14 protein-coding genes are annotated in these 13,386 nt (G+C 52.2%); 7 read left to right on the forward strand and 7 right to left on the reverse strand.

Going from position 1 to position 13,386, the window contains the following annotated elements; translation table 11 throughout:
• Positions 1-9: 9 nt before the first annotated feature.
• Positions 10-2,010 carry a formate--tetrahydrofolate ligase gene (locus IPI86_RS15740; RefSeq protein ID WP_345298965.1) on the forward strand — a complete coding sequence of 667 codons (2,001 nt, stop codon included), beginning with the start codon at positions 10-12 and terminating at the stop codon, positions 2,008-2,010.
• 116 nt (positions 2,011-2,126) lie between these two features.
• On the opposite strand, the gene IPI86_RS15745 is transcribed toward IPI86_RS15740, so the two are convergent.
• Positions 2,127-2,708 (reverse strand): hypothetical protein, encoded by a 582-nt coding sequence (locus IPI86_RS15745; protein WP_345298966.1) that lies wholly within the window; start codon positions 2,706-2,708, stop codon positions 2,127-2,129.
• 108 nt (positions 2,709-2,816) lie between these two features.
• Between IPI86_RS15745 and IPI86_RS15750 the strand changes: the two genes are divergently transcribed.
• The 6 genes from IPI86_RS15750 to IPI86_RS15775 all read left to right on the forward strand — a co-directional run bounded on the left by IPI86_RS15750 (position 2,817) and on the right by IPI86_RS15775 (position 7,469).
• The gene (locus IPI86_RS15750; RefSeq protein ID WP_345298967.1) at positions 2,817-4,178 is read left to right on the forward strand and encodes an amidase; all 1,362 of its coding nucleotides are present in this window, start codon (positions 2,817-2,819) and stop codon (positions 4,176-4,178) included.
• A gap of 81 nt (positions 4,179-4,259) precedes the next feature.
• Positions 4,260-4,844 carry a hypothetical protein gene (locus tag IPI86_RS15755; RefSeq protein ID WP_345298968.1) on the forward strand — a complete coding sequence of 195 codons (585 nt, stop codon included), beginning with the start codon at positions 4,260-4,262 and terminating at the stop codon, positions 4,842-4,844.
• Complete coding sequence (locus tag IPI86_RS15760) at positions 4,844-5,188, forward strand: four helix bundle protein (protein ID WP_345298969.1); 345 nt, start codon at positions 4,844-4,846, stop codon at positions 5,186-5,188. Before IPI86_RS15755 ends, IPI86_RS15760 begins: the two co-directional genes overlap by 1 nt.
• A 67-nt stretch (positions 5,189-5,255) precedes the next feature.
• Positions 5,256-6,668, forward strand: a complete 1,413-nt coding sequence (hydA, locus tag IPI86_RS15765) for a dihydropyrimidinase (protein ID WP_345298970.1) — start codon at positions 5,256-5,258, stop codon at positions 6,666-6,668.
• Positions 6,669-6,707: 39 nt separating this feature from the next.
• On the forward strand, positions 6,708-7,082 hold the full coding sequence (locus IPI86_RS15770) for a carbonic anhydrase (protein WP_345298971.1): 375 nt from the start codon (positions 6,708-6,710) through the stop codon (positions 7,080-7,082).
• 24 nt (positions 7,083-7,106) lie between these two features.
• Complete coding sequence (locus IPI86_RS15775) at positions 7,107-7,469, forward strand: carbonic anhydrase (RefSeq protein ID WP_345298972.1); 363 nt, start codon at positions 7,107-7,109, stop codon at positions 7,467-7,469.
• 2 nt (positions 7,470-7,471) lie between these two features.
• Here IPI86_RS15775 and IPI86_RS15780 read toward each other — a convergent pair whose 3' ends face one another.
• The 6 genes from IPI86_RS15780 to IPI86_RS15805 are packed head-to-tail and all read right to left on the reverse strand — an operon-like array spanning position 7,472 to position 13,325.
• Positions 7,472-8,077: a CoA pyrophosphatase gene (locus IPI86_RS15780; RefSeq protein ID WP_345298973.1), complete on the reverse strand. Its 606-nt coding sequence runs from the start codon at positions 8,075-8,077 to the stop codon at positions 7,472-7,474.
• 9 nt (positions 8,078-8,086) lie between these two features.
• Complete coding sequence (locus IPI86_RS15785) at positions 8,087-8,626, reverse strand: hypothetical protein (RefSeq protein ID WP_345298974.1); 540 nt, start codon at positions 8,624-8,626, stop codon at positions 8,087-8,089.
• Between the two features lie 56 nt (positions 8,627-8,682).
• A complete protein-coding gene (locus IPI86_RS15790; protein ID WP_345298975.1) occupies positions 8,683-9,513 on the reverse strand; it encodes a tRNA (adenine-N1)-methyltransferase in 831 nt (276 codons plus the stop codon).
• Between the two features lie 4 nt (positions 9,514-9,517).
• Complete coding sequence (locus IPI86_RS15795) at positions 9,518-10,768, reverse strand: PrsW family glutamic-type intramembrane protease (protein ID WP_345298976.1); 1,251 nt, start codon at positions 10,766-10,768, stop codon at positions 9,518-9,520.
• Positions 10,768-12,003: a peptidylprolyl isomerase gene (locus IPI86_RS15800; RefSeq protein ID WP_345298977.1), complete on the reverse strand. Its 1,236-nt coding sequence runs from the start codon at positions 12,001-12,003 to the stop codon at positions 10,768-10,770. The genes IPI86_RS15795 and IPI86_RS15800 overlap by 1 nt, the downstream gene beginning before the upstream one ends.
• A 47-nt stretch (positions 12,004-12,050) precedes the next feature.
• The gene (locus IPI86_RS15805) at positions 12,051-13,325 is read right to left on the reverse strand and encodes a hypothetical protein (RefSeq protein ID WP_345298978.1); all 1,275 of its coding nucleotides are present in this window, start codon (positions 13,323-13,325) and stop codon (positions 12,051-12,053) included.
• Positions 13,326-13,386: the final 61 nt, after the last annotated feature.

Here is a 13,386-nt window from a genome sequence, read left to right on the forward strand (position 1 = left end):
GGAGATTCTATGGCTACCAAAAAGTCTGCAAAAGCAAAAGCCGCGCCCAAAGCTCGGAAGGTTGTAAAAAAGGTTGCGGTGAAGAAGGCCGCTCCCAAGACAAAAGCCGCTTTCACGCCCACCAAGTTGAAGCTGGTGCGCCCTGTGCCATCAGATATCGATATCGCGCAGGCCGCGAAATTGAAGACGATCCTGCAGGTTGCGGAAGAGCTTGGCGTACGCCCCAACGAACTGGAGCTATACGGACCGTACAAGGCAAAGATCAAGCTCGAAATTTTGGAACGCCTTAAGAATAAACCAAACGGCAAATACATTGATGTAACTGCCATTACCCCCACTCCACTCGGCGAAGGCAAGACCACGACCACTGTGGGTCTTTCGCAGGCACTCGGCGCGCACCTCGGCAAAAAAGTGATCACTGCCATTCGCCAACCCTCGCAAGGCCCGACCTTTGGCATCAAAGGCGGCGCAGCAGGCGGCGGTTATTCACAGATCATCCCGATGGAAGATTTCAACCTGCATCTCACCGGTGACATTCATGCCATCACCGCGGCACATAATCTTGTAGCCGCTGCACTCGATGCGCGTGTGATGCACGAAAAACTGCAGGATGACGAGAAGATGTTCAACGCTCTTTGTCCATTGGACAAGAAGGGCAATCGCAAGTTCTCCCCCACCATGCTTCGCCGTTTGAAGAAGCTTGGCATCAAGAAGACCAATCCCAACGATCTGACAGTTGAAGAACGCTCGCGCTTCGCCCGCCTCGATATTGACGAATCCACCATCACCTGGCGCCGTGTGATCGACATCAACGACCGCTTCCTGCGCGAAGTGGAAGTTGGCCGCGGCAAAGATGAAGCTGGTCACGCGCATATGTCTGGCTACGACATCACTGTGGCCTCTGAGATCATGGCTGTGCTTGCATTGACCACAGGTCTCGAAGACATGCGCGACCGCTTTGGAAAGATGGTGGTTGCCACCAACAAGAGCGGCGAAGCTGTGACCGTTGAAGACCTCGGCGTGGCTGGCGCAGTGACCGTGTTGATGAAGGATGCGATCAAACCGAACCTGATGCAGACCCTCGAAGGCACGCCCGCTACCGTTCATGCGGGTCCTTTCGCCAACATCGCACATGGACAGTCCTCGATCATCGCGGACATGATCGCGCTCAAGCTCGTCGGCAAGGATGGCTTCGTGGTCACCGAATCTGGCTTCGGCGCAGACATCGGCATGGAAAAATTCTTCGATATCAAATGCCGCTATTCTGGCTTGATCCCGCAAGTGGTGGTGATGGTTGCCACGGTCCGCGCGCTCAAGATGCACGGCGGCGGTCCGAAGGTTGTGGCTGGCAAACCGCTTGCCCCCGAATACACCGATGAAAATCTCGAACTGCTCCGCGCGGGTCTGCCCAACCTCGAACGTCATGTTCAGAACGCGCTCAAGTACGGCGTGAATGTGGTCGTGGCGGTCAACTCATTTGCCACCGATACCAAAGCCGAAGTGGAACTCATCCGCGATGCTGCGCTCAAGATGGGCGCGATGGATGCGGTCGTTTCAACCCACTGGGCAGATGGCGGCAATGGCGCGAAGGCATTGGCCGAAGCAGTTGTCAGAGCGGCAGCGAAACCCAGCAAGTTCAAGTTCCTGTATCCGCTTGAGAATACGATCAAGACCAAGATCGAAACCATCGCGAAGGAAATCTATCGCGCTGACGGTGTTGATTACACTCCCGAAGCCGAAGCCCAAATCGAACGCTACACCCGCCTTGGGTTTGATAAGCTCCCGATCTGCATGGCGAAGACTCACCTCTCCTTCAGCACCGATGCTTCGAAGAAGGGTGCGCCCACAGGTTTCCGCATCAGCGTACGCGAGATCCGCGCGAGCGTTGGCGCTGGCTTCCTGTACCCGATCCTCGGAGATATGCGGACGATGCCGGGCCTGCCCACACGTCCTGTATTCTACGATGTCGATCTCGACTTAAAGACCGGCAAAGTACTCGGCTTGTTCTAAGCCTGATCAAAAAAGTACAGACCCCGGAGAGTTTTCTCCGGGGTCTGCCTTTTAATTTGATTCTTTTTTATGCTCTGCTCATCAAACCCATGCAGAACATACAGCTTTAATCTTTTCTAGTTAGGGCACTCACCCATATTGACCGTGATGGTCACTGAGCCAGCATCACCAGCGGTGAGGGGCGCGCAGCAATTATTCGCGGCATCGTATCCCAAACCTTCCTGGCATTGACCGGTTCCAGTCGCAAGGCTGTTTGCACTGCAGGCCGTATTAGTGAACTTCACCTGGCTCGCCCATGATTCAGTGCCATGGCACTCGACCACATGCTTGCCATCCACCATCGTTCCATTATCAACACAAGTCAATTTCGATGGGTCAAGCACTTCGAATATAACGCCTTCGTCAACGAGAATATTCTCGTACGGGACCTTCTCCACACAATACCTCTCTGCTGCCACGGTATCCTTTACAGCAGGAGCAGCACAGGAAGCGGCCACCTGACATGCAGGGGCAAAGGTTTGGACAGTTGCAAGGGGTTCGACGGGCGCGGCTTCAACAACAATGGCCTGGGTGGGCACAACTTCAACAACAGGGGGCACTGCGGCTTGAGTGGCGGGGGCGGCAGAGCCGCCGCAGGCTGAAACCCATAAGGCAAGTAGGACAGTCATTGCCAGCAAAATAGTTTTTGTCTTCTTCATTTTATGTACACTCCTTCTGAGTCGGTGATATTAAGACATCATCATTGTACGGTATCAGTACAGATAGGCTATGGGAGTATTGTCCTGTTTGGTTATAATTGACCTTACATGAACCTTTCATTTCTGTCCCTCACTGACCAACGTGATCTCATAAAAAGCAGGGAAATCAACGCTTCTGAACTTGCCGATGCCTGCTACCGTCAAATCGAGCGGCTCAACCCAACATTAAATGCGTTCATCACGGTCATTCCGCCCGAACAACTGTCCCTGCATGGAGAAACGCAAAGCGGCCTCCTGCATGGGATTCCTCTTGCTGTGAAAGACCTGTACGATACAAAGGGAATCCGCACCACCGCAGGGTCACGTTTTTTTGCCGAGCATATTCCGCAGGAAGATGCTTACGTGGTGCAAAAGGTCAAAAAAGCAGGCGCACAGATCATTGGAAAAACCAACACACATGAAATCGCACTCGGTGTGACCAACAATAATCCACACTACGGCGCGTGCAGAAATCCATGGGACACCACCCGCACGCCCGGAGGTTCATCTGGCGGCAGCGCGGTAGCCGTTTCAACAGGCATGGCCATGGCCGCGCTCGGAACCGACACCGGCGGCTCGATCCGCATTCCAGCCTCATTGTGCGGAGTGGTCGGGCTCAAGCCCACTTTTGGACGTGTTAGCTTGCGCGGGATCCTGCCGCTTTCATGGAATCTCGATCATGCAGGCCCGATCACACGTAAAGTTGAAGATGCCGCGCTCATGCTGCAAGTGATGGGCGGATACGATGAACTCGACCCCGCTTCAATGAAAACCCTGCCGGGTGATTACTACAGCCATTTACGCGACAGCATCAAAGACCGCAAATTCGCACTGGCAACTGGAAGTTTCATTGAAGAGTCAGATCCTGAAGTTTTGGAAGCGACTCGCAAAGCCGCTCAAGTATTGGAAGAACAAGGCGCAATCATCACCGAAATCAATGTGGACTTTCTCAAGGAAGCCGCACTCGCCAACGCCTTGATGACCCAGGCCGACGGCGCCGCCTTCCATCGCGAACGTTTGAAAGAACACCCCGACTGGTTCGGTGCCGATGTGCGTCTAAGATTGGAAACAGGCGCCGCATTCACATCCAGCGAATACATCCTCGCGAGGCGCACACAGGCAGAGATCAAGCGAAGGCTCGAATTGCTTTTTGAAGAATACGATGTGCTCCTGCTCCCCACCACACCCATCTCCGCACCCGTGCTGGAGGGAGAGAACGCCGTAGAACGCGCCCGTCAACTCACACGTTTCACCGCGCCCTTCAATCTTGCTGGTCTGCCCGCTCTTACCGTCCCATGTGGGTTTACAAGTGAAGGTCTGCCGATCGGCTTGCAGATCGTCTCGCGGGCATGGAATGAAGCGGGCGTCCTCCGCGCAGGCTACACATTTCAACAAGCCACAGAATGGCACACGCGAACCCCTGAAATCTAATCCGCGAAAAATCCTGTCTGATTGGCAGGATTTTTTTATTTCACCTGCAGGCCTTCTGCAAAGGTGACTTATAATTAATCCATGCTGAAACCCACAGACTTGGTGCTGGTCGCTCTTATCCCAACCGTGCGGGATATGGAGATCGCCCGCCTTTTGGGATGGTACCGCATTCCGCTTCGCACCGCGCCGAAAGTTGTTGCGGTCGACTATCTGGCTTTTTACCAACCCTCAGCATTCGGTGAGCGCAGCGGACAGATCGAATTCATTGCCCAGGTTAAAGGGCATGAACTCACCACACGCGGCGAACTGCTCAAAGATGAAAGAGACCATCCGCGCGCAAAAGAGGAATACTACAAAATTCAACTGGGCGGACTCGAAAAACTAAAAGAACCCATCAAAACCGACAAATGGAAACGCCTGACGTTTTTATATTCCACCGGCGAATACCTTTTCAACGCAAAGACCTTGAACGACCTCGTAGTGGCAGGTGAAGAACGTCAACTGCTGTGGAGGAATCTGCGCGAACGCGCCGAGAATGAGCAGCTATACAAAACCGATCTCCCCGAAGCGGATATTCCCCCCGAAGTGCTGATGGCCTTGCTGGGATTTAAAGGGCAGGGATTTGAGGTCTCTGAAGGACCTGATGTGTATGAAGGCGGATATTAATGGAAAAGGAATTAAAGGCGTTTAGAAAATTGATCGTCTGGCAAAGAGCACATGAATTAACTTTGCTGATTTATAAAGCAAGTGAAAAATTCCCAAAACATGAAATGTTCGGCCTTACCAGTCAAATTCGACGTGCTACTGTTTCGATAGAATCCAACATCGCAGAAGGATATGCGCTTGGCACTGCTCCAAATTATCTGCGGCACTTGAATATTTCCGTTGGGTCACTGGCCGAAGTTGAATGTCAAATCGAAGTTTCACATGACTTGAATTATTTAAACGACAAGGACTACAATCAACTAATCGAATTTCACGTGAAGTTGGCTACCTGCTATAACGTCTAAAAGCAGGCATTGAACGCAACTCACGGCAGAAACCCTAGACACATCAAAACATCAGGAACCTCCATCCATGAACATCCTCATCAAGAACGGCACCCTCATCACCGCCTCCGACACATTTGAAGCGGATATTCTGATCGAAGGCGAGACCATTGCCCAGATCGGCAGGGACTTGCAGCACCCCAACGCCGAAGTCATCGACGCCGCAGGCAAGCTCATCATGCCCGGCGGAATTGACCCGCATGTGCATCTCGACCTGCCTATGTTCGGCACCGTCTCATCCGATGACCATTACACCGGTCACAAGGCTGCCGCATTCGGCGGGACCACCACCGTGATGGATTTTGTCGTTCTGGAAAATGAAGGCTTCGACCATTCCGTGGACCTATGGATGAAGAAAGCGGAAAAAGCCGCCATTGATTATTCCTTCCACATGAATCTGACGAATTTCAATGACAAGATCGCCAAAGAGATTCCATCCTTGATGAAGATGGGCATTCAAACACTCAAGGTCTTCACTGCCTACAATGGCCGTTTGCGCATCGACGATGGCAGCATCTTCAAAGCCCTGCGCATCGCCAAAGAGAACGGCATGTTGATGATGGCCCATTGTGAAAACGGAGATGTCATCGAAGCGCTCATTCCTGAAGCGCTCGCCGCGGGGCATACCACCCCGGAATGGCATGCGTATACCCGCCCTGCTTGGGGCGCCGTGGAAGCGACTTTGCGCATGGCCGCCATGGCAGAGCAAGCCGACTCACCCGTTTACATCGTCCACATGAATGCGGGCGGCGAAGTGGATATGCTCAAGTACGCCCGTGAAAATGGTGTCAAGGTGATGGGCGAGACTTGTCCACAATATTTGTTCTTCACCATTGACCATCTCTACCGCCCTGATGGCGCAAAATGGATCTGTTCTCCCCCAATGCGTACCGATCGAGATAATGTCCGTTTATGGGAAGGTCTCTCAGGCGGCGTTTTGCAGACAGTCGGCACGGACCATTGCCCCTTTTATTTTGACGGAACCAGTCCCATCGTCTACGAAGGAAGCGAGATCGCCATCCCCGGAAAAGAACTGGGCAAGGACGATTTCACGAAAATCCCCAACGGTCTGCCAGGCATCCAAGATCGCATGCCCATCATGTGGACCTATGGCGTGCGCGCGGGATACATCACGCCGAATCAATTCGTGGCTTACAACTGCACGAACCCCGCGAAGATCTTCGGCCTGTATCCGCGCAAGGGAGCGCTCATTCCCGGCGCAGATGCGGATATTGTCATCTGGGACCCTGAGAAGCAGGTCAAATACGGGGTCGCACATTCGCATCAGCGCACAGACTACAATTTATACGAAGGCTGGGAACTCGCGGGCTATCCTGAAAAAGTTTTCCTGCGCGGAAAATTGATCGTGGATGGCGAAGAATGGAAAGGCAAACGCGGTGACGGTCAATTTTTGAAACGTGGCGAAGGCGAAATCCTTTAATCACCTTTGATATCCCAAAGTTTATTTTACAGGTAGGCTATGTCAACTAAAAAACCAATCATTCATTGTGACGCACTCGTTGTCCACTGTATGGACTATCGTCTGCAAAAATTCCTCCAGCCATGGATCACGGTCCGTTTTGGCTATGACAACTTCGATATCATCTCACTGGCGGGCGGTGTGCATGATTACGAAATGGTCTTGAAATATGTCCAACTCGCAGTGCTGATCCACAGCATTGAAACAGTTTGTCTTATCAATCATGAAGATTGCCGCGCCTATGGCCGCGATGGCACATACAAACGGCACAAACATGACCTGCAAGATGCGCAGACAAAGATCAAAGCTCTTTTCCCCGCTTTGCATGTGGAGACCTTCTATTTGCACCTGGATGGAACCTTCGAATCAATCTAACAATCGCATAAAGGAATCAACATCATGACCCACAAATGTCAGGCCATCGTCGTTCATTGCATGGACTACCGCCTGCAATCGTATATCAACCAATGGCTCGAAACCAAGTTTGAAAAAGGCACGTATGACCGCGCTGTGATGGCGGGCGGTGTTTACGATGTATACGATGTCATTCGTCAGGTGGATATTGCCGCGCGCCTGCATGGAATTTCAAAGGTCATTCTCATCAACCATGAAGATTGCGGCATGTACGGCCCCGGCGGCACCGAGGAACGTCACGAAGAAGATCTGGATAAAGCCGAAGACAAGATCAAGCGTCTCTTCCCCCATCTTGAAGTGGATACATTTTATTTAAATCTTGACGGCACATTCGAGCAAAATTCGTAGCCTTATTTCTTCGCAAGCGTTTCGATCGTCTTCAAAAAAGTCACTGTCATCCTTGCAGTCGCGCCCCACAACAATTCGCCATCGTAGGGATGATATGCGATCAAAGACCGGTCAGAACCACCGAAGGGGAATTCCCAATAATTATTTCGATCTGAAAGCCAGAGAAGCGGAATTGTAAACACACGCGCCACTTCGATACCCGCCACTTTAAAAGTATACGGCCATGGGATGACCCCCACGATCGGACTCACCCGAAAGCTGGTGACGGTTATCAATTGACTGAGTCTCCCGAGAACCTTGACGTCGGCAGGCCGCAAACCAACCTCCTCCTCAGCTTCGCGCAGAGCAGTTTGTTCCGGCGTGGTCTCACCTTCATCACATGCGCCGCCGGGGAAGGAAACCTGCCCCTTGTGTGACTGCACTCTTTCGGTGCGACGCGTGAACAGCAAATGCCATTCCCCATTGACTTGAGTCAGCGGCAAAAGCACCGCAGCGCATTTCAGGCGTGTTTCTGGGTTAATAGCGATCTCAGCATAGCCATCGGAATCAGTCGCCGTTTGCATGGCTGATTGAAGTTTTTCGGTAATGTATTGTTCAGATAGATTCATTTTTATAAACTAGCGCAGAGGGCTTCCACAATAAGCGCACTCAGCGGTAACTTCATCAAGCCATTCAACTTCATTGGGCCTCACCGCTGCGCCGCAGGAGGGACAATGTGTGGGCAGAACAGGCTTTTTCATTGGGGCAGGTGCTTCTTTTTCAACCAAATCAACTGCGGGGGTATTGGCACCTAACAACGCAGCGATCTCGTCCGCTTCGGCGTTCAGGCCTCGCGTCTGCAATTCGTCGATGGCACGCTCCCCCACCATCCGCATGCGATGCATGCGTCCCTGCGAAGCGAACAAGGTCAGGCCACGCCGCAGGTGGGCAATACCTGTCTTTATCTGCCCGCCCAAAATGGCAGCACGCCCAGCTTCAATGAACAGAAACGGCGCACGGTGTGGAAAACGATCCTCGGCGCGTTGACCAAGATCAGCGAAAAGGGAAGCAGCTTCCTCGTATTCCCCAGACGCCATCAATTGATTGGCCCGCTGGAGCACCGGCGGAACGTCCTGCCTGCCTCCGCGAAACATACGTTGTCCTCTACGACGAAACATATTGAACCTCCTGCATTTTTCAAATAATAAATTCGCGTTGAGCGCAATCGAAACGGCTATTCTTCCATGCCGATCTCTTCTTCGAGTTCCTTCCCGCGCGGATCGGTATTGGGTTCGATCCTTCTCCCGAAGATCAAAAATCCAGTATGGGCAACCATGCGATCGGTCGGTCGGATGCGGGCTGCGTCAGCCTTGTAATGACGCAGCATCAGTTCACAAACTTCCACAAAAGCGAATTTATTCTTCCGCAATGCAATCAACGTCTTTTCAACCTGATTAAATGTGGGAATCAAAGTGCAGAAAAAGCCGCCAGGCTTAAGCGCGGCGCGGACCTGCGGAATGTAATCGTAGGGATTTTGCACATCCAGGAAGAAGGCATCCACACCAGTTTCATCGAAGCCTTCCTGAATGTTGCGCAGTTTGAATTCCACGCGCGAAGCGAGGCCAACCCGCTCCAGATTCTTCTTCGCCAGCGTTTGCGTATCCTGTTTTTGTTCGTATGAGATCACACGTCCATCCGGGCCGACAGCCGTTGCCAGCGCGATCGTCATCGAGCCGGAGCCAGTGCCTGCCTCCATCACCCGCTGACCGGGGGCAACGCCCATTTGAATCAGAATGTAACCGATATCTTTCGGATACAGGATCTGCGTGGCGCGCGGCAGGTCATTGAGAATATCCGCAATGGATGGCTGCAACAAAAAGAATGGCGCGCCCGTATGGCTGAACACCTGCGAGCCCCACGGCATGCCGATCAGTTCATTGTGTTTGATCACGCCGCGGTGCGTGTGAAGTTCATCGCCAGCCTTGAGTGAAAAGATAAAATGCTTGTGGGTCAGGCCGACCAGTTGTACGAGGTCGCTATCATGTGCAATGGTTGAATCGATCATGCGGTTATTGTACCTTTTCTTCTCTTTCTTCATTTTCCGTCGGCAAGGCGGGAACGTGGACCAGATTGCTGTTCAATTTTTTATTCGAGGCGATCAGCACCACAAACATCCCGATGCCAAGCACGAGCATACCCGCCAGCATGGATGGAGTATATGCTGCAAGCCATTCAGGTTTGCCAATCGATTCTCCGGCTGCTGAAAGGCCTGCGCCAATCGCGCATGAATTCCAAAGCCCGTGAATGGCAACGGCGCTGATATATGCGGCGGGCAAACGTAAATAACGTTTCTCGCGAAACGCCGAGACAATCCCCCATCCGACCAACCCCGAAGCCACCATATGCAAAAGACTTGTGCCCGCGCGAACGCTGACGATCACCGACCATTCGGTTGACCCATTGCCACTCGCGTTGAGGCTTTCCACCAGCGCAAACGCCGCGCCGCTTAGCATCCCCATCGCAAATCCCTGCGCTGGCGATTCGATCTTGCGGGCAAAGAGCCAAACGCCCAATGGTTTCAGGAGTTCCTCGATCAACGGGACAATAAAACCTATATAACCAACAAGGGTTGCGATCACCAGCGTATTCGAAATATACGGAGCCAGCAGGCTTAGGATCACATCTTGATTTGTTTCCTGTTGAATAATCTTGCTGATGCTTAGAATTTCTTCAAAAAGCGCAGGCTGCCACACAGCGACCACAAGCGCACCGATAATTATGATTCCCACCAGAATGACAATTTCCAATACGATCATGATCACGGGGCCGACAGTCATTGCCAGACCTAAAATGCCAAAGACCCGCCAACGCGAACCAAACTCAAATCCTCTTGTGCCCAAGCCAAAGAAAATAAAGATCGGCGGCACGATCACAAACACAGTCAGCACTGGCAAAATCAACCACGTTAGCCAGGTGATCTCCGTATAAGCCACGCCCGCCCCGATCGCCACAGACATCCCAACCAACCCAAGCACAGCAAGGATCTGCCAATCTGCAAAGGGAAACTTGAAAGAATGGTCTGCCTGTTCACGTCCCATTGCCTTTTGCAGCACGAACCACACGCACACCAACAGAACCAGCAATTCAAAACCAAAGGCAAACGCGCCGATCATTTCACCGGCTGGGTCCGCGCCGTCAGTGAAAAGACTGAATATCGAACTGACACCCGCCGCCGCGGAGATCAGGAATACAAATGCCGCGCTCAAACCAAGTACGATCGCGATAAGAATTGACGGCCAGTGAGTCTTTTGTGTTTGCATTATTTCTCTTCTATTTCCACACGGAGGATCTCATCTCCGGGCGCAAGCGTGGTGACTTGATCCGGGTCGCGCGGTGTTAATTGCTCGGCTACATCCAAACCGCTGATCACCTGCCCGAAAATTGTGTAACCGCCATCGAGGTGTGGAACGGGTCCAAACGTAATAAAGAACTGACTTCCATTTAAGTTCGGCCCGGAGTTCGCCATGCCCACCATGCCAGGTTTGTCAAATTTCAAGTCACTGACTTCATTATTGAAAAAATATCCAGGGTTGCCCCTGCCTGTACCGCTCGGGTCGCCCGCCTGCGCAACAAAACCAGGCAGCACCCGGTGAAAGGTCACACCATCGAACCATCCCTGCCTTGCAAGGAACACAAACGAATTTACCGCCAGCGGCGCCTTATCCGCAAACAACTGCATGACAATATCACCCTTCCCGGTTTTGATCGTGGCGATGTATTGCTTCGCGGGGTTAATATCAAAAGGCGGACATTCTTTGAACTGTTTTTGCCCAAGCGCGATCAAACCAACCGTGTCACTCAGGTTACGGTAGTTAAGGATATTGGCAGATTGCGGAGTCCCATTGATGAGGACCAGCGGCACAGCGGGGATTCGCAGCTTCTTCCCCGCTTCATACATGGACCTCATGCTGGCTTCTGTTTCTGGGGCCTTCATCGCCGCCTCGAGTTTTTCGCCATCCAACCCCAAATTGACAGCTTCTCTCAATACCCAGGCATTGAATGCATCTGGATCCAGGTTTGCCCACTCTGGATAGCGAAGGTAAAGCAGATCATACATCGTCCAGAATTGGTCCTGCTCCCCTGCTGCAATCGCTGCAATGGTCGCCTTGTCAGATTTGTCCATCACATCCAGCAATGGGACGGGACGAAAAATGAAGCGGACATTTTCCTGACTGCGCAGAAATTCAGCAAAGACCAGCGCCGTGGCACTGCAGCCCGGTGATTGAAAATCGCAATATTCAACGATGGTCACAGGCGCATCGGCGGGACCGTAGGAAAAATCCGCCGCATTGACGGGAGGAAAATAAGAATCCGCACCCGGCGTCGGTGTCGGCTCGACAATGATCGCAGAGCAACTGGATTCAGAAATAGGCGTATTGGGCATGGTTGGCAATACTGCTGTCATGGTCGGTGCGGCTTCGGTTTCAGCAGCGCATGCACTCAAACCGATCATGCCTGCAATGGAGAATATCAAAATAAATACAATTCGTTTCATGGTTACCTAAATTCGGAATTGCAGATTGAAGTCTGCGCTCCGGCCTATTATTTTTTGATCGCTTCCTGCAATTGCTCGAATTTCGTCATCCATGAAATGGTGTTGACGAAATCTGCCAGCGAATCGCTTTGTTCACGCAAGGCTCGCACAGCAGGGCCAACCGGGTCTTCACCCGCCGCGCCGCCGGGTGAATCTGCATAGGCTCCGAAGAAGGCGAAATAAGCCTGGTTGATCTTGCGAAGCAAATATCCATTTTGCAGGAAGATGAGACGGCGTGCTTCCATGTAGGCCTCGGCTTCCTCGATCTTGCCCTCTGCCAGCATCGCATCCACTGTGGTGCGGGTTTCATGCATCTCCGCGCGGAAATCGAACGGGGGGCGCAAAAAATCTCCGGGTTCGGGGTGGTCAAACGGCGCAGAGATCAGGCCCAAGGTTAAGTGCGAAGCGGTTTTTAGTTCAGGGTAAAAGCGTTCGATAACGAGTCCACCGATCTCATTTCCAGCGATGGATGCGGTCGTCTCATTCATGGTACGAAGTTCGGGCGTGTTGGCGTATAAAAATCCAAGCGGGCGCAGGGTGAGGTAGTTATGAATCCATTCATGCGAAATGGTATTGAGTACCCACGGTAGATTCGTACTGCGCATGACCATCGTTGGGTAAACACCCACCCCCCCAACCGGCACCACCAGAGACGATGTATTGAGGTTCTCATCCACATGATTTTCCAGTACAACTTGTTCATCCAATGTAATATCGGTATCGATGGAAATATTTGCGATCTGCTCGATTCGATCACGAGGGGAAACAATGAGCGCATATGGCAGCGGTGTGGAGTGATACCAAACATTGGGCACGGGCTGACCCACAGCGGTAAGCCCAATCTCTGCAAGAATGACACTCACCTGCTCCTGCAAGGTTGCTTCGGCAAGTGGGGCAAGTTCTGTTTGCCTGGCATACAGACCATCAAGCTCAGCGCGTAACTCCTGCGAAGCAAGTTCCTTGTCCGTAACTGCAACATCGGCATAGATCTGCTGAAGCTGATATTCCTTTTCAAGAATGGACTGGGTAACACGCAGATATTCGGCGACGATCAATTTCCGCGCTTCGTGATCGAATGTATACGGCACGCCAATGGATGCGGCGCGGAGTTTGAGCATGGAAGCATTCCCCATCCATGCCATGTAGTTGAATTCGATCTGACGCGTGAAGGCGCGTACTTTTTCGATTTTATCTGTAAGGGATGGGTTGCTGTAACCAGTAATCGCGGCGAGAATAAACAAAAGAAGGGTTATTTCAAGCCCGCGTATGATGCGCTGAAACATGGGTTGGATTATACCCGTACGGGCACAACGTAACAAAAGCGCAGGGCAGGGCTACGCGCCC

Source organism: Candidatus Villigracilis affinis (assembly GCF_016705895.1).
GTDB lineage: Bacteria > Chloroflexota > Anaerolineae > Anaerolineales > Villigracilaceae > Villigracilis > Villigracilis affinis.